Raw genomic sequence first — 16,979 nt, forward strand, 5'->3', positions numbered from 1 at the left:
AATACTCCCCCCTCCCATTCAGGAGCACAGCATGACCGCGAAGATCACATGGGATTCATCCTTCGAAACCGGCATCAGCGAGGTGGACGCCCAGCACCTGCGCCTGGTCGAGATCATCAATTCCCTTGTCGACGCCATCGGCCACGCCGACAAGAACACCCTCAAGGGCATCGTCGAGCAGCTCAAGGAGTACGCGCAGTACCATTTCCGGACCGAAGAGGAGATCATGGAGGAGTCGAACTATGCCGGACTCGCCGAGCACCGCGACGAACACGCCATGTTCGTGGACCAGATCCTGCTCTTCGACCTCGACGTCATCCTGGCGTCCGAGGGCCTGGCCTGGGACATGCTCCACTTCCTGCGCGGGTGGCTGACCAATCACATCCTCGTCGTCGACAAACGGTTTTCGGTGCAGCTGCAGGCATAGCGACCTTTTCGCCCCGATGATCCATCCGCCCTCAGCCCGCTCCGGTCCCGGCCCCGGATACGGCTTTCCCCAGGACTGCCCGTCCCATCCGGAGCACGCCCCATGAGACTGCTGTTTCTTATCCTGCTTCTGACCGGCTGCCGCGCCTTCACACCCGACCCGGCTCCGCAGCCTCTCCTGCCGCAGACCCACCGCGTGGAAGCCGGCGACCATACCGTCCCCGAAGCGTGGTGGCGGGAACTCGGCAGCCCCGAACTAGACGCTCTCATTGACGAGGCCTTCCGCTCGGCCCCGGATCTGCGCACGGCCCTGGCCAGGCTGGACCAGGCCCGGGCCGCCGCGTCCAGAACGGGCGCCGCGCTGTGGCCGTCCGTGACCGGCGACGGCGACGCGGCCCGCAACTGGTCCAAGGCCAGGCAGCGGAACGTGGTCGAGGCTGACGCCTACGGCCTGGGCCTGGCCGCGAGCTACGAGCTGGACCTCTGGGGCAGGGTCAGGTCCCTGCGCAACGCCGACACCCTGGAGGCCGAAGCCAGCCGCGAGGATCTGCGCACCGTGGCTCTGTCACTGAGCGGCGAGATCGCCGAGGCCTGGGTGTCCCTGTGCTCGGCCCGTGAGCAGCTGGCCGTGCTGGGCGCGCAGCAGCGCACCAACGCCGACATCGAGTCCACCCTGAGCCTTCGTTTCGCCAACTCCCTGGCTTCGGCCCTGGACGTCCTGCAGCAGCGCGAGGCCGTGGCCGAGAACACCACGCGCATCGTCGCCGTGCAGGCCGAGACGGCGCGCCTGGAAAACAGGCTGCACCTGCTTCTGGGCAAGGCCCCGGGAAGCCTCGACCTCTCCGCCGCCGCCCGCCTGCCGCAGCCCTTGCCCTTCCCCGACACGGGCCTGCCTGCCGACCTGCTACGCGACAGGCCCGACATCCGCGCCTCCTGGCGGCGGCTGCAGGAAGCGGGATGGGATGTGGCGGCGGCCAGGGCCGACCGCATGCCGGCCCTGCGCCTGACCGGCCGCTTCGAGCAGAACGGGGACGACGTGAAACGCATTTTCGACAACTGGCTGGCCAACCTGGCCGCGTCCCTGACGGCGCCCATCTTCGACGGGGGCGCCCGCGCGGCCGAGGTCGAGCGCCAGCAGGCCATTCGGGCCGAACGGCTGGCGGCATACGAAAAAGCCGTCTTTACGGCCCTGTCCGAGGTGGACACTGGCGTAAGCGACGTGCTCAAGCAGTCCGACCTCATCGACGCCCTGGACCTCCAGCTCGAGGCCGCGCGCTCGGCCCTGCAGAGCGCAAGGGTCCGCTACCAGAACGGCGTTCTCGAATACGACACCGTGCTATCCCTGCTGCTCAAGGTCCAAAGCCTCGAACGCGGCAGAATCCAGGCCAAGGCATCCCTGCTGAACTTCCAGACCGGCCTGTGCCGGGCCCTGGGCAGAGGCTGGAGGCAGGCCTTCCCCGACCAGCCCGCAACCACGGAACCGGACGCGTCATGATCATTCCCGAGTGCGACAGCTCAACGCCCCTGTCATCCAAGGCCAGGATCGTCATCTTTCTCCTGGCCGTTCTCGTCATCGGCACCGGAGTCTTCACCGCCGTCCGCTTCATCCAGACCCGGCCCAAGCCGCCCCAGCGCCCGCCCGCGGCCATCGCGCCATTGGTCGAGGTCATGACCGCGCAGACCGGGCCCGAGACGGTCGTGGTCCGCGCCATGGGGACCGTGGTCCCGTCGCGCCAGACGTTCATCCGGCCCGAAGTGTCCGGCGTGGTGCGGGAGGTGTCCTCGGATTTCCTGCCCGGCGCCACCGTGAAGGCCGGAGCGCCGTTCCTGCGCCTGGAAGCCGAGGACTTCCGCCTGGCCGTGAGCGCCCGTCAGGCCGACCTGGACAGCGCCCGTGCGGCCCTCGATCTCGAACTCGGCTACCAGGAAGTCGCGCGGCACGAACTGGAACTGCTGCAGAAATCCGGCAAGACCCTCGAAGACCCGAACCTGGCCCTGCGCAAACCGCAGCTGGCCCAGGCCAGGGCCAGGGTCCTGCAGGCCGAGACGGCCCTCGACCAGGCCAGGCTCGACCTGAAGCGAACGACCGTGACCGCCCCTTTCACGGCCCTGGTGCTCGACAAGCAGGTGGAGATCGGGTCCAGAGTCGGGCCGACCGACACCCTGGCCACCCTGGTCGACGCAAGCGAGTACTGGGTCGAGACGACCCTTCCCGTGGACCGTCTGCCCTGGGTCTTCCTGCCCGAGAAGGGCAGGCCCGGCTCCACCGTGCTGGTCCGCTCCCGGGCCAGCGGCGCAGAGCGCGAGGGGCGCATCCTGCGCCTGCGCGGCGACCTGGAGGACCAGGGCCGCCTGGCCCGCGTGCTGGTCAGCCTGCCGCGCCCCCTGGAGACAACGCCCGCGCCCATCCTGCTGGGCGAGTACGTCCGGCTGGACATCGAGGGCAAACGCCTCGATCAGGTCGTGCGCCTGCCGCGCTCGGCGCTGCGCGAAAACGACACGGTCTGGGCCGTTCAGAACGGCACCCTGGACATCCGGTCCGTGGCCGTGGCCTGGCGCGACACCGAAACCGTGCTGGTGGCAGGCGGACTTGCGGCGGGCGACGTCATCGTGACCAGCGAACTGGCCACGCCCATCCAGGACATGCCACTGACCCTGGCCCGGGACGCGGGAAACTGAGCCATGCGAGACAGGATACAGCACGGCGCCATCGCCTGGATGGCTTCCAACCCGGTGGCCGCCAACCTGATCATGCTCGTCTGCCTGGTCGGCGGCTTCATTATGAGCACCCAGATCAAGCAGGAGGTCTTTCCGGAGTTCGAGTCCGACATCGTGACCGTTACGGTGCCCTACCCCGGCGCGAGCCCCGAGGAAGTGGAGAAGGGCATCATCCTGGCCATCGAGGAACGGGTCACGGGCCTGGACGGCGTCAAGAAGGTCACGTCCTCCTCCGTGGAGGGCGCGGGCACGGTCACGATCGAAGCCCTGGCCGGGGCCGATGTCGAGCGCCTGGCCCAGGACGTCAAGAGCGAGGTGGACCGCATCACCTCCTTTCCCGAGGACGCCGAGACCCCGGCCGTGGTCATCGCCTCCAACCGGCGCCAGACCATGTCCGTGGCCGTGTACGGAGACATGGACGAACGGGTGCTGCGCGAAGTGGCCGAGACCGTGCGCGACGAACTCCTCCAGGACCCGGAGATCACCCAGGTGGACCTGAGCGGCGTCCGCAACCTGGAAATCGCCGTCGAGATCCCCGAGGAAAAGCTGCGCGCCCACGGCCTGACCCTGCGGCAGGTGGCCGACATCATCGGCCGCTCGGCCCTGGAACTCCCCGGCGGCAGCGTCAAGACCGACCAGGGCGAAATCCTGGTCCGGGTCAAGGACCGGCGCGACCTGGGCACCGAATTCGCATCCCTGCCCATCGTCACCACGCCCGAAGGTTCCGTTGTCCGCCTGGAGGACCTGGGCACCGTGGCCGACGGCTTCGAGGACACGGACCTCTACGCCCGCTTCAACGGCCAGCCGGCCGTGCTGCTGAACATCTTCCGCGTGGGGGACCAGACGCCCATCTCCGTGTCCGATGCGGTGCAGCGGCACATGGAACGGCTGGAGCGCATGCTGCCGCCCGGCGTGCAGCTGGCCAAACGCAACGACAGCTCCGACATCTTTCGTCAGCGCATGGACCTGCTGACCCGCAACGGCATCATGGGTCTGGCCCTGGTCTTCCTGCTCCTGGCCCTCTTCTTGGAGATCCGCCTGGCCTTCTGGGTCAGCATGGGCATCCCCATCTCCATCATGGGGTCGTTCCTGGTGCTGCCAGCCTTCGGTGTGAGCTTCAACATGGTCTCCATGTTCGCCTTCATCATCACGCTGGGCATCGTGGTCGACGACGCCATCGTGGTCGGCGAGAACGTCTACCAGCAGAAGGAGCGCGGCCTGCCCAATCTCAAGGCCGCAACCAGGGGCGCGCGCAACGTCGTGGTGCCGGTGACCTTCTCGGTCCTGACCAACGTCGTGGCCTTCCTGCCCATGTTCTTCGTGCCCGGCACCATGGGCAAGGTCTTCTGGGCCGTCCCGGCCGTGGTGGTCAGCGTCTTTCTCATCTCCCTGGTGGAGAGCCTCTTCGTCCTTCCGGCCCACCTCGGGCACCAGAAGTCCGGCGGGAAATCATGGTTCAGCGTCGTGAACAAGGCGCAGGCCCGTTTCAGCGCCGGATTCCTGAACGCGGTCAGGACGTTCATCGCCCCCCTGCTGCTGTGGACCATCCGACTGCGCTACCTGACCCTGGCCATGGCCGTGGCCGTGCTGGCCGGGACGGTGGGCTACGTGGCCAGCGGGCGCATGGGCATGGTCATGTTCCCGCGGATCGAGTCCGACTTCGCCTACGTCGAGGTGGCCATGCCCTTCGGCGCCCCGGTGGCCAGGACCGAGGCGGCCGTGGACCGCATGGTCCGCGTGGCCCGCGAACTGGCCGACGAGAACGGGGGCGAGGCGTTGGTGGAGGGCATCTACTCCCAGGTCGGGACGGGCAACGGCGGCCACGAGGGCTCGGTACGGGTGTTCCTGACGCCGCCGGAGCAGCGGCCGCTGCCCACCGCGGAATTCACCCGTCTCTGGCGGGAGCGCGTGGGGCCCATCGCCGGGGCCGAGTACGTCAAGTTCGAGGCGGACCGCGGCGGTCCGGGTTCCGGGGCGGCGCTGACAGTGGAGCTCTCCCACCGCTCCACGGACACCCTTGAACGGGCCGGCCAGGAACTGGCCCAGGCCCTGACCAAGTACGCCCAGGTCTCGGACATCGATGACGGCTTTTCCGCAGGCAAGGTACAGCTCGACGTGCGCATCCGGCCCGAGGGGCGCAGCCTGGGGCTGACCTCCCAGGACGTGGCCCGGCAGATCCGCTCCGCGTTTTTCGGGGCCGAGGCCCTGCGCCAGCAGCGCGGCCGCAACGAGATCAAGGTCATGGTCCGCCTGCCCAAGGACCAGCGCATCTCCCTGCAGAACATCGAGGACTTCCTGGTCCGCACGCCGGCAGGCACGGACGTGCCCCTGCGGGAAGTGGCCGACGTGGCCACGGGCCGCTCCTACACCAGCATCGACAGGAGGGACGGACGCCGCGTCATCTCCGTCACGGCCGACGTGAATCCGCCCTCCGAGGCGGCGGGCATCCAGGACGTCCTCAAGGACACGTACCTGCCGCAACTGCGGGACCGCTACCAGGGACTGGAATTCAGCTTCGAAGGGCAGCAGGCCGACATCCAGGAAGGCGTCAAGGCCTTGCTCTTCGGCCTGGGCATGGCCAATCTCTGCATTTTCGCCCTGCTGGCCGTGCCGCTGAAGAGCTACGTCCAGCCGCTGATCATCATGTCGAGCATCCCCTTCGGCATCGTCGGGGCCGTCTTCGGGCATCTGCTCATGGGCTACAGCCTGAGCCTCGTCTCCCTCTTCGGCATCGTCGCCCTCACGGGCGTGGTGGTCAACGACTCCCTGGTGCTCATCGACTGCGCCAACGGCAAGCGCCGGCTCGGCGAGGCGGCCCTCAGTTCCATTCACGGAGCGGCCCTGGAGCGCTTCAGGCCCATCCTGCTGACCACGGTCACGACCTTCGGGGGGCTCGCGCCCATGATCTGGGAAACGTCGCGGCAGGCGCGTTTCCTCATCCCCATGGCGCTGTCCCTGGGGTTCGGCATCGTCTTCGCGACGTTCATCACTCTCGGGATCGTACCCTCGCTGTACATGGTCCTCGAGGACATCAAGCGCTTCGGGCGGCGCCTGCGCGCATAGGAGGCGGAAATGGAAATCGGGGTGTTCATCGTGCTGGCCGCAGCCGGCGCCGCGCTGGCCTGGTTCTGGATGGACGGGGTGGTCAGCGGGGAACGGCGCATGGGTCACAGGCCCTGAGGGGCGCGGCAGCCTCTTCCGGAGGAAGAGAACAAGGAAGAAAAGACTTCGATTAGCGACAGAAATTGAACAATACGTAAGAGATGGATCCCCGCCTTCGCGGGAATGACGCCGTGATGGTGCATGAGGAGGGTGCTTAAAAAGAATCCAAGATTGCCGCACTGCAGGGGTGTAATCCCCGCGGAGGCGGAGATCCATGCCTTGCCCGCCTTTTCAAAGAACCACGGATTTGGCGCCCTTTCAAGGCTCCGCGCGAAATCGCGCCCCCCTCTTCGATGCCTCTCCCGTAAGCGCTCAGACATCCGCATCTTTCACGGGTGTATCTGATATGCGATAGGGACAGGGAGGAGTTCTATTTCTTGCGCGGCTTGGGCTTGGGGAGGCTTGGGAGAAGGGATCTGTCCACGTGCTGCGGCATGAGCGCCTTTATGACTGCCGTGGACTGCGCTGCGGGAAAGCGTTCGAAGAGGAATTTCAGGTAAGCTTGGGGCTCGATCTCGTTGGCCTTGGCGGTTTCCACCAGGGAAAAGAGCATGGCGCTGGCGTCTGCACCCTTGGGGACGCCGGCAAAGAGCCAGTTCTTCCGGCCCAGGGCCACGGGGCGGATGGCGTTCTCGGCCGCGTTGTTGTCGGGCGTGAGCAATCCGCAGTCCACGTAGCGCACGGCCCGGCTCCACTGGTTGCGGGCGTAGGTCATGGCCTGCCCGAGCAGGCTCTTGGGCGGGACGTGGTCGATACGCTCATCAAGGATGGCCCGTATCGCGTCGAGGATGGGAACGGCCTGCTCCCTGCGGTTGGCGACCTTTTCCTCCGGCTCCAGCTCTTTGATATTGTGCTCGACCTTGTAGAGCAGGCCGATGAGATCCAGGATTTCCTTGGCTGTCCCGTGCATGATCTTCTTCGAGGTCGCCTTCTGGACGTCGACGAACTTACGACGGATGTGGGCCATGCAGCCGACGTGGATGATGTCGTCCGACTCGCCGAGAGCCTGGTATCCGGAGTAGCCGTCGGTCTGGATGTAGCCCTTGTAATCGCCCAGATATTCCTTGGGGACGGAGCCCGACCTGGTCGGGTCGTAGCGATAGACCACGGTCGGCCGCTTGGGGTTTCCGCCACGGAAGAGCCACAGGTATGACGTGGACGTATCGGATCGTCCCGGTTCCTTGAGGACTTGCAGGGTGGTTTCGTCCATGTTGATGACCGGCCCGGAGCGGATCTCCGCCCGGAACAGTGCTCCGAATGGCTCCAGCGCCTTGGCCACGGCCATGGCCCATCCGGACATGGAATGGCGCGGGATGTCCACGCCCAGGCGGGCAAACTGCTTGGTCTGGCGGTAGAACGGCATGGCATCGACGAACTTGGCGGTAATGACCTGCGCCAGGAGGTTCGGCGTAGCGATGCCCTTGGGGATAATCTGCGGCGGCATGGGCGCGATACGCACCACCGGCATGCCCTCCTCGCCGTCACAGGCCGGGCAGGCATACTTGGGCCTGATATGGCGCTCCACCTGCATGACGGCCGGGACGTAGTCGAGCTTCTCGGAGACCTCTTCGCCGATGCGCTTCAGGCAGGCCCCGCAGGCGCAGACTTTCTGGTCCTCGGGCAAATCGTGAGTGATCTCGATGCGCGGCAGACTGTCCGGCAGGGGCTTACGTCCCCGCTTGGCCCTGGTGTGGGCCGGGACTTCGACGACGGGCACTTCCGCGGGCTTGGGCTTCACCTCGGCGATCCTGGCCAAAGGCAGAGGCAGGATGCCCTGGAAGAGGTCCTTGGATTTTTCGGACTTGGGAGCATACAGCGCGGCCTGCAACAGGGCCACGCGGTCCTGAAGATGGCGGTTTTGCTGGTAGTAATCCCAGACCAAATGCTTGAGTTGCCCGACGTCATCGGGAAGATTTTCGATGTCTCCCATGTAAGCGCACTTAGCAATAATATATTGAAATAGCAAGGATTTTATTGCTACAGAACCGATTTGTAATGCAGCCTTTGATGCGCTCCTTGCGGCGTGAGGGTGAGTCCATCAAGGAGCCAGCCGAGCTGTTGAGGGGTGATGTTCATGACCTCAGACACTCGCTCGGGCCAACAGAATCGATGCTTCTCCAGACGCTTGTGCCAGAGGCAGAAGCCGTTGCGATCCCAGTGCAGCACCTTGATGGCGTCGCGCCTGCGGTTGCAGAAGACGAAGAGGTGCCCAGAGAAAGGGTCCAGATCAAGGATGCCCTGGACCGTCATGCTCAGCCTGTCGATACCGGCCCGCATGTCCGTGGTGCCGGGAGCAAGATAGACCTTGGCCGCAGGCATCCTCAGCATCGGGGTTCCAGGACGGACAGAAGTCTGGTCAGCATAGCTTCGTCGAAGTCGGCAGGAATATCCAGGGCGTAACAGTTGCCGACAAGCAGTCCGATGGACGGAGCCTTCAGGGCCAGGGTGAACGGGAGAGGGACGATTGCGGGCGGCAAGGCAGGCACATCCACTGATGCCGAACGCGATTTGCGCAGCCAGTACCGGAATGAGCTGAAATTCAGGCCGTGCGCCGTGCAATACGCAGTCTTGCCCATGCCGCTTTGCCGCCACTGTTCAACATGAGCGAGCCATCGGGCAGCACGGTTCTGGCGGATGCGAGATTTCATGAGGACCTCCTTGGATTGAAGGTCCTTTATCTCATGGCTTGAAATTATTGGAAGATGGGCTCTAATGAGCGCTTACCCTCTCCCGTCATGCCTGCTGTGCGGTCCGCCACACGAAGCCGAGTATTCCCCCGACCTCCGGGCAAAAAAAAACCCTGCCGGAGCAGGGTTTCGGGCTCAGATCGACGCGACTACCATCTGGGCCGACGTTCACGCTCGGGGCGCGGGCGGGCTTCGTTGACCTTCAGGGAACGTCCGCCGTAATCGGCGCCGTCCAGGGCGGCGATGGCCTCTTCGGCGCCGCTCTCCATCTCCACGAAACCAAACCCGCGGGCTCTGCCTGTCTCACGGTCGGAAATGAGTTTCACATTGGCAACCTGGCCGTAGGTGGCAAACAGGTTTTCCACGTCCTGCTCGGTGGCACTCCAAGGCAGGTTTCCGACATAAATGTTCTTCGACATGATGCACTAGTCTCCTGTAAAAAAAACTGAACAATCCAGGTTGAGTCTCCCATCGGATCGTCGCGCCTTTGGGCCAAACCCCTTCCCGTCACCTCGTACCACGCATCAGCCGCATGACTGATACATGGCTGTGGAAAATACGTGGTTTACACTGAAGAGGCAAGAGTTTCTTTTAAAAAAGGGGAACAATTGCCGCACTCTTTTCAACGTCAGCCGATACAGCTATCTCCGAATGCACGTTGACAAGCTTTCGCTTGAAAAAGCTAACAATATTTATTACCAAATACAAATGTCCGCCACGACACCATCCGGAACCATCTTCGCCATCAAGCGCTACGCCCTGCACGACGGTCCCGACCTGCGCGTGACCGTCTTCCTCAAGGGCTGCCCCCTGTCCTGCCACTGGTGCCACAACCCGGAGGGAATGCGGCCGGGCACGCAGATACTGAGCCTGCCCGACCGGTGCGTGGGCTGCGGCGAATGCCTGACGGCCTGCCCCCAGGGCGCCCTCTCGGCCGGACCGGCCTCCGTTCGGCGGGATGCCGGAGCCTGCACGGCATGCGGCACGTGCGCCGAAACCTGCCCTGCCCTGGCCCACGAGGCCCTGGGCAGGAGTTGGACCGTGGCCGAGGTCATGGCCGAGATCGAAAAGGAACTCCCCTTTTTCGAGGGCAGCCAGGGCGGCGTGACCTTTTCCGGCGGCGAACCCCTGGCCCAGCCCGATTTCCTGGAAGCGCTCCTCGCGGCCTGCGTTCGCCTCGGCATCCACCGCGCCGTGGACACCAGCGGCTTCGCAACGGCCGAGACCGCGCTGCGCATCGCCCGCCACACGGACCTCTTCCTCTTCGACCTCAAGCACATGGACCCGGCCGAACACCGCCGCGCCACGGGCGTGGACAACGCCCCCATCCTCGCCAACCTCCGCCTCCTGGCCGAAACCGGGGCGCGCATCCAACTGCGCCTGCCCCTCATACCGGGGTTCAACGACGGCGGTGAGAACATACGGCAGACGGGCCTTCTTGCCGCCTCCCTGCCGGGAGTGGACGGCATCGACGTGCTGCCCTACCACGCCACGGCCAAAGGCAAGTACGCCAAGCTCGGCCTTCCCTACCCCGGGGCCGACATCCCCGCCGCCGACCCGCAGCGAACGCAGCGGGCCGCGGAAATCTTACGGAACTGCGGGCTCACGGTCCGCATCGGAGGATAGATGAACGACAGAATCGCCCGCCTGCGCCGGGAAAGCTTCGAGACCGAGCCATCCATCTCCATCGAGCGCGCCCTCCTCGAAACGGCCTTCTACCGCGAGAACTACGGCAAATATTCACTGCCCGTGCTGCGAGCCATGGTCTTCAAGGACCTCTGCGAAAAGAAGACCCTCTGGCTCGGCGACGGCGAACTCATCGTCGGCGAGCGCGGCCCGCGGCCCAAATGCGTGCCGACCTTCCCCGAGCTGACCTGCCACTCGGCCGAGGACCTGCGCGTGCTGAACTCCCGGCCCATGACCCGCTACCACGTGTCCGAGGAGGACATCGCCGCCTACGAGCGCGAGGTCATCCCCTACTGGACGGGCCGCTCCATGCGCGACCGCGTCTTCTCCCAAGTGCCGGACGAATGGCGCGCCGCCTACGAGGCCGGCCTCTTCACCGAGTTCATGGAACAGCGCGCCCCCGGCCACACGGCCCTGGACGGCACCATCTACTCCACAGGCATGCTCGACTTCAAAACGCGCATCGCCGACCGCCTGGCCCGCCTGGACTACCTGCACGACCCCCTGGCCTCGGACCGCGCCGAGCAGCTCCGGGCCATGGACATCGCCTGCGACGCGGCCATCGTCTTCGCCGAACGCCACGCCGACCTGGCCTGGGAAAAGGCCAAGACCGAAAAGGACCCGGCCCGCAAGGCAGAACTGACGCGCATCGCCGAAGTCTGCCGCCGCGTCCCAGCCCATGCCCCGCGAAACTTCTGGGAAGCCCTGCAGATGTACTGGTTCGTGCACCTGGGCACCATCACGGAACTGAACGGCTGGGACGCCATGACCCCCGGCCACCTGGACCAGCACCTCGCCCCCTTCTACGAGCAGGGCCTGGCCGACGGCACCCTGACCCGCGAGTCGGCCAAGGAGCTGCTCTGCTGCCTGTGGATCAAGGTCAACAACCACCCCGCCCCGCCCAAGGTCGGCGTCACGGCCAAGGAGAGCGGCACCTACAACGACTTCACCAACATCAACCTCGGCGGGCTGAAACGTGACGGCTCCGACGGCGTGAGCGACGTCTCCTACCTCATCCTCGAGGTCGTGGACGAACTGCGCCTCCTGCAGCCCCAGACCAGCGTCCACGTCAGCCAGAAGACCCCCGACGCATTCCTCAAGGCCGCCGCCCGCGTCATCAAGAACGGCTACGGCTACCCGTCCGTCTTCAACACCGACGCCGTGGTCATGGAGCAGATCCGCGTCGGCAAGACCGTGGAGGACGCCCGCGAGGGCGGCTGCTCGGGCTGCATCGAGACCGGCGCCTTCGGCAAGGAAGCCTACATCCTGACCGGCTACCTGAACGTGCCCAAGGTCCTGGAACTGGCCCTGAACGACGGCCGCGACCAGCTCACCGGCCGCCAGATCGGTCCGCGCACGGGCGACCCGCTCGCCTTCGCGACCTTCGACGACCTCTACGCCGCCTTCACCCGCCAGCTCCAGTGGGTCGTGGACCTCAAGGTCCGCGTCAACAACTACATCGAACGCATGTACGCCGCCCACTCGCCCGCGCCCTTCCTGTCCACGGTCATCCACGACTGCATCGAGAAGGGCCTCGACTACTACAACGGCGGTCCGCGCTACAACACCAACTACATCCAGTGCTGCGGCATCGGCACCGTCACCGACAGCCTCTCGGCCATCAAGACCCACGTCTTCGACACCGCCGCCGTGCCCATGGACCGCCTCCTGGCGTCCCTGCGCGCCAACTTCGACGGCGCCGAGGCCCTGCGCCTCAAACTCTGGAACAAGACCCCCTTCTTCGGCAACGACGACGACCGCGCCGACGACATCATGCGCCGCGTCTACGACTCCCTCTTCACCGCCATCGACGGGCGCCCCAACACCAAGGGCACATCCTACCACCTGAACATGCTGTCCACCACCTGCCACGTCTACTTCGGCAAGATGCTCGGCGCCTCGGCCAACGGCCGCCTCGCGCACCTGCCCGAGTCCGACGGCACCTCGCCCTCCCACGGTGCGGACCGCAACGGCCCCACCGCGGTGGTCAAGTCCCTGTCCAAGATGGACCAGATCAAGTCCGGCGGCACCCTCCTCAACCAGCGTTTCCTCCCGGACGTTCTCAAAACCGACCAGGACCTCGACAAGCTCTGCCGCCTCATCCGCACCTATTTCCGCCTGAACGGGCACCACATCCAGTTCAACGTGGTGGACACCGAAACCCTGCGCCACGCCCAGGCCAGCCCCGACGAATACCGCAACCTCCTCGTACGCGTGGCCGGCTACAGCGACTACTTCGTCGACCTCGACCTCGACCACCAGGAGGAGATCATCAGGCGGACCGAGCAGGAGATGGCGTAAGAGATGCCTCCGGCGGGCAGGGGGCGAGCCCCCTGCACCCCATTCATGTTGGCCTAACAACGAACGCCCGGAGCAAACCGGGCGTTTTCTCTTTCCAAATTCTTGCCTCCGGCGGGCAGGGGACGCATTCCCTGCACCCCGCCCACCCTCTTCCCAACCTCCCGCACCGCCTCAAGCGTGTCGGCGAGGTCCGAGCCGGGGCTGTCGGTTGTCCGACCGAGCCAGGCACCGCCCCCCTCGAAACCACAAGGCCGGGAAGCATTACGAGGCCCGCGAGGAAGTTCCGGCAGCCCCGGCCCGGACCTCGCCGACACGCGCCCCCCGCACTGCAAAAACAAACCTCCAACAAACACAACGCCCCCAATCGTTTCTCTCAACGGATCATCCATTCCTTCCAGAAAAACAAACGTCCGCTTTTAAGCCATTCATCTTGCATTTTCCCGTATTTTGGCCGATGCAAACAAGGATTTTCCGCCATACCGGCTGACCCAACCGTTTTTCATCCATCATCCGCAAGGAGGCTCCATGAAACGCATTCTGCTTTTCGCCGCCCTGGTCCTGGCCCTGTGCGCGACCACCGCGTCGGCCAAGAAACTGATCGTGGCCACGGACACCAATTTCCCGCCCTTCGAGTTCAAGGACCCTGAATCCGGCAAGCACACCGGCTTCGACGTGGAGCTCTGGGACGCCATCGCCAAGGAAATCGGGGCGGAATACGACCTCCAGCCCATGGACTTCAACGGCATCATCCCCGGTCTGCAGTCCGGCCAGCTCGACGTGGGCATCGCCGGCATGACCATCAAGCCCGAACGCGCCCAGGTCGTGGACTTCTCCGACCCCTACTACAACGCCGGCCTGCTGATCCTGGTCAAGGCCGACAACAACGACATCGCCGACGTCAAGGGCCTGGCCGGCAAGGTCGTGTCCACCAAGCTCGGAACCACCAGCGAGGACTTCGCCAAGAAGGAAGCCGGCGCCAAGGAAGTCAAGCTCTTCCCCAACAATGACGCCATGTTCATGGAACTCCTGGCCGGCGGCGCCGACGCCGTCATCTTCGACTCCCCCGTCGTGGCCGAGTTCATGCGCACCGCCGGCAAGGGCCAGGTCAAGGTCGTGGGTCCCCTGTACATGGGCCAGTCCTACGGCATCGCCTTCCCCAAGGGCAGCGACCTGGTGGCCAAGACCAACGCCGCCCTGAAGAAGCTCAAGGACAGCGGCGCCTACCGCGACCTGTACATCAAGTGGTTCGGCACCGAGCCCAAGTAAGCCCCGCACATCATCCCCGGAGGCAGGCATCGCTCCGCCTGCCTCCGTTCCGAGACATCCATGGCCTTCCAGTTCGAACCTAGCGTAGTCGTCGACACCCTGCCCATGCTCATGCGCGGCGTCTGGTACACCATCTACCTGACCGTGGGCGGACTCTTTTTCGGATTTCTCCTCGGCGTCACCGCCGGCCTGATGAAGATCGCCCGGCCCTGGCTGGCGCGCAAGGTCGCCGGGACCTACGTGGAACTCATCCGCGGCACGCCCATGCTGGTCCAGGCCATGTTCCTCTATTACGGCGTGCCCATGGCCGTGGGCATCCGCATTCCGCCGCTCATGGCCGGCATCATCGTCATCGCCGTCAACTCCGGGGCCTACATCGCCGAAATCGTGCGCGGCGCCATCCAGTCCATCAACGTCGGCCAGACCGAGGCCGGACGCTCCATCGGCCTGACCCGGGCCCAGACCATGCGCTACATCATCTGGCCCCAGGCCTTCAAACGCATGATCCCGCCGCTGGGCAACCAGTTCATCATCAGCCTCAAGGACACGTCGCTGCTCATGGTCATCGGCGTGGGCGAACTGCTGCGAACGGGACAGGAGATCGTGGCCGTCAACTTCCGGGCCTTCGAGGTCTACATGGCCGTGGCCATGGTCTACCTCGTCATGACCATGAGCATAGCCAAGGCTCTGAAAATGCTGGAAAACAGATTGATCAACAGGACGAAGCGGGCATGATCGAGATCAGGAATCTGCACAAGAGTTTCGGGGACCTGGAAGTCCTGAAGGGCGTCGACCTGACCGTCAGCGCCGGCGAGGTGGTCTGCATCATCGGCCCCTCCGGCTCGGGCAAATCAACGGTGCTCAGGTGCATCAACCGCCTGGAGACGCCGACCTCGGGCACCGTCATCGTAGACGGGCACGACATCATGGACCCCAAGACGGACATCAACTCCGTGCGCACCGAAGCGGGCATGGTCTTCCAGCAGTTCAACCTGTTCCCGCACATGACCGTCCTCGACAACGTGACGCTCGGCCCCATCAAGGTCCGCAGGATGCCCAAGGCCGACGCCGAGCACCTCGGCTACGACCTGCTGGCCAAGGTCGGCCTGGCCTCCAAGGCCGACGCCTTCCCGGAGCAGCTCTCGGGCGGTCAGAAACAGCGCGTGGCCATCGCCCGCGCCCTGGCCCTGCAGCCCAAGGTCATCCTCTTCGACGAGCCCACCTCGGCCCTGGACCCGGAACTGGTCGGCGAAGTGCTGGAAGTCATGAGGAAACTGGCGGCCGAAGGCATGACCATGATCGTCGTCACCCACGAGATGGGCTTCGCCCGCGAGGTGGCCGACAGGGTCATCTTCATCGACCAGGGCGTGATCCAGGAGGAAGGCGCGCCAAAAGATTTCTTCGGCAACCCCAAGAACCCCCGCCTGCGGGACTTCCTGGGCAAGATCGTGGGTTCGGGCCGGTAGGTTCCGGGTGAGGTCCGGGCGCCGAGTCCTGTTGAAAGGAAAGAGCGTCCGGTTCAGAAGGGACTGAACTCTGCCATACGCTCCAGGCGCCGTACAAGAAGCGGCAGGCGTCGCTGGCTCCCGGCATCCCCTGGAAGATATCCGGGCAGGGCATCGAGGAAATCAACCTGTTTCAGAAGGTCCGCGAACTGACTCCCAAGGTATCGGCGGACTTCCGGTTCGGCGTTCCCGATCTCATCAACTATCTCCGCGCGTCCGTCCACGACCGAGACAATATCTTCCATGTCATGGCTGAGCATGAAATCGCCCCCGCCCCGCCCATCATAAGCCTCAAGTTTCGTAGCCAGAAAATATACGGGACTGACGCACCGGATCTTCACCGAATCCGCAACCACGACCTCTGCATTCCTTGCCGCATCTGAATACCAGCGGTTGGAAAAACCCAAAACCATCGGCTCCGTAGGCATTACGTCAAGCACGATCGGGCCGTTCCGGAAACGGCAGATCACGGTTTCGTCCATGGCTTCTCGAAAGCCCCGCGCTCGGAGCCTGTCCTGAAATGCGTAATACTCCCCACGGGTCATAACTTCGACAATTACATCGATATCGAGGGTGGGACGCATGGACGGGGCCGCCGGATCCGTGACCAGCAAGCCGGCCACAGCGCCCCCTAGGAAAACCACCTCTTCGGCAAGCTCGCCCAGCAGGCGCGCGGTCTCGACGACGCGCTCGACGCCGGCCTCCCTATTCCGCCGCACGCCGCAACGTCTCCAGCAGCATCTTCTCGGCCAGGGAGCGCTCCCGTGCCCGGCCTATGCGCATGGCGTCAAGCAGGGCCAGAGCCGCATACAGAGATTCGTCATGCCTGGCGGCCTCCACGGCCGCGGGAAACAGGGGAGTCAAGGCGGCGCCGCGCACCAGTCCTTCGGGATGCGGCCAGACATACGCCTCCATCTCCGCGGATTCCGAAGACAAAGGATGGCTGAGGACCGGCGCCGCAAAACCGGTCGGAACCCCTCTGGTCACGGGCCCGATATCCGGCGCAAAGGCGTACTTTACGCCATGCACGAGAAATTCCTCGCACGCCCTTCGGTGCGGCCGTTTGGTCTGCTTGTTGAACAGGCGCGCATGGTCGAGCCTGCCGACCCCCTTGTGCACTTCCGACGCACTCATGCGCAGCTCGTACGCCAGTTGATTGTAGGACCACGACCTAACGGGCTCCAGGGCCAGCTTGAGCAGGATCACCATATCTTGCGGCTTCAGCATA

15 protein-coding genes are annotated in these 16,979 nt (G+C 64.9%); 9 read left to right on the forward strand and 6 right to left on the reverse strand.

The window, feature by feature from the left end; translation table 11 throughout:
- Positions 1-31 precede the first annotated feature (31 nt).
- The 4 genes from ACZ5AC_RS11535 to ACZ5AC_RS11550 all read left to right on the forward strand — a co-directional run bounded on the left by ACZ5AC_RS11535 (position 32) and on the right by ACZ5AC_RS11550 (position 6,207).
- The gene (locus ACZ5AC_RS11535; RefSeq protein WP_464247761.1) at positions 32-427 is read left to right on the forward strand and encodes a bacteriohemerythrin; all 396 of its coding nucleotides are present in this window, start codon (positions 32-34) and stop codon (positions 425-427) included.
- 102 nt (positions 428-529) lie between these two features.
- Positions 530-1,921, forward strand: coding sequence for an efflux transporter outer membrane subunit (locus ACZ5AC_RS11540; RefSeq protein WP_464247762.1), 1,392 nt, complete (start codon positions 530-532; stop codon positions 1,919-1,921).
- Complete coding sequence (locus ACZ5AC_RS11545; protein ID WP_464247763.1) at positions 1,918-3,105, forward strand: efflux RND transporter periplasmic adaptor subunit; 1,188 nt, start codon at positions 1,918-1,920, stop codon at positions 3,103-3,105. The genes ACZ5AC_RS11540 and ACZ5AC_RS11545 overlap by 4 nt, the downstream gene beginning before the upstream one ends.
- Positions 3,106-3,108: 3 nt before the next feature.
- Positions 3,109-6,207 (forward strand): efflux RND transporter permease subunit, encoded by a 3,099-nt coding sequence (locus ACZ5AC_RS11550; protein WP_464247764.1) that lies wholly within the window; start codon positions 3,109-3,111, stop codon positions 6,205-6,207.
- Between the two features lie 469 nt (positions 6,208-6,676).
- Here the strand turns inward: ACZ5AC_RS11550 and tnpC are convergent, their stop codons facing one another.
- The 4 genes from tnpC to ACZ5AC_RS11570 all read right to left on the reverse strand — a co-directional run bounded on the left by tnpC (position 6,677) and on the right by ACZ5AC_RS11570 (position 9,412).
- Entirely contained in the window at positions 6,677-8,236 is a 1,560-nt protein-coding gene (gene tnpC / locus ACZ5AC_RS11555) for an IS66 family transposase (protein WP_464247384.1), read from the reverse strand.
- Between the two features lie 47 nt (positions 8,237-8,283).
- Positions 8,284-8,634 carry an IS66 family insertion sequence element accessory protein TnpB gene (gene tnpB, locus ACZ5AC_RS11560; RefSeq protein WP_464247385.1) on the reverse strand — a complete coding sequence of 117 codons (351 nt, stop codon included), beginning with the start codon at positions 8,632-8,634 and terminating at the stop codon, positions 8,284-8,286.
- Positions 8,628-8,954, reverse strand: a complete 327-nt coding sequence (gene tnpA, locus ACZ5AC_RS11565; RefSeq protein ID WP_464247386.1) for an IS66 family insertion sequence element accessory protein TnpA — start codon at positions 8,952-8,954, stop codon at positions 8,628-8,630. Before tnpA ends, tnpB begins: the two co-directional genes overlap by 7 nt.
- 188 nt (positions 8,955-9,142) lie before the next feature.
- Entirely contained in the window at positions 9,143-9,412 is a 270-nt protein-coding gene (locus ACZ5AC_RS11570; RefSeq protein ID WP_028578026.1) for an RNA recognition motif domain-containing protein, read from the reverse strand.
- Positions 9,413-9,701: 289 nt separating this feature from the next.
- Here ACZ5AC_RS11570 and ACZ5AC_RS11575 point away from each other — a divergent pair, with 289 nt between their 5' ends.
- The 5 genes from ACZ5AC_RS11575 to ACZ5AC_RS11595 all read left to right on the forward strand — a co-directional run bounded on the left by ACZ5AC_RS11575 (position 9,702) and on the right by ACZ5AC_RS11595 (position 15,712).
- A complete protein-coding gene (locus tag ACZ5AC_RS11575) occupies positions 9,702-10,619 on the forward strand; it encodes a glycyl-radical enzyme activating protein (protein WP_464247765.1) in 918 nt (305 codons plus the stop codon).
- Positions 10,620-12,980: a trans-4-hydroxy-L-proline dehydratase gene (hypD, locus tag ACZ5AC_RS11580; protein WP_464247766.1), complete on the forward strand. Its 2,361-nt coding sequence runs from the start codon at positions 10,620-10,622 to the stop codon at positions 12,978-12,980.
- 525 nt (positions 12,981-13,505) lie between these two features.
- Positions 13,506-14,246, forward strand: coding sequence for a glutamine ABC transporter substrate-binding protein GlnH (gene glnH, locus ACZ5AC_RS11585; RefSeq protein WP_464247767.1), 741 nt, complete (start codon positions 13,506-13,508; stop codon positions 14,244-14,246).
- Positions 14,247-14,306: 60 nt separating this feature from the next.
- Entirely contained in the window at positions 14,307-14,981 is a 675-nt protein-coding gene (locus ACZ5AC_RS11590) for an amino acid ABC transporter permease (RefSeq protein ID WP_464247768.1), read from the forward strand.
- Positions 14,978-15,712 carry an amino acid ABC transporter ATP-binding protein gene (locus ACZ5AC_RS11595; protein ID WP_464247769.1) on the forward strand — a complete coding sequence of 245 codons (735 nt, stop codon included), beginning with the start codon at positions 14,978-14,980 and terminating at the stop codon, positions 15,710-15,712. The genes ACZ5AC_RS11590 and ACZ5AC_RS11595 overlap by 4 nt, the downstream gene beginning before the upstream one ends.
- Positions 15,713-15,765: 53 nt before the next feature.
- On the opposite strand, the gene ACZ5AC_RS11600 is transcribed toward ACZ5AC_RS11595, so the two are convergent.
- Positions 15,766-16,470, reverse strand: a complete 705-nt coding sequence (locus ACZ5AC_RS11600) for a hypothetical protein (protein WP_464247770.1) — start codon at positions 16,468-16,470, stop codon at positions 15,766-15,768.
- Complete coding sequence (locus ACZ5AC_RS11605; protein WP_464247771.1) at positions 16,457-16,978, reverse strand: hypothetical protein; 522 nt, start codon at positions 16,976-16,978, stop codon at positions 16,457-16,459. The genes ACZ5AC_RS11600 and ACZ5AC_RS11605 overlap by 14 nt, the downstream gene beginning before the upstream one ends.
- Position 16,979: the final 1 nt, after the last annotated feature.

The sequence above is a fragment of the Desulfomicrobium aestuarii genome, from assembly GCF_055385525.1.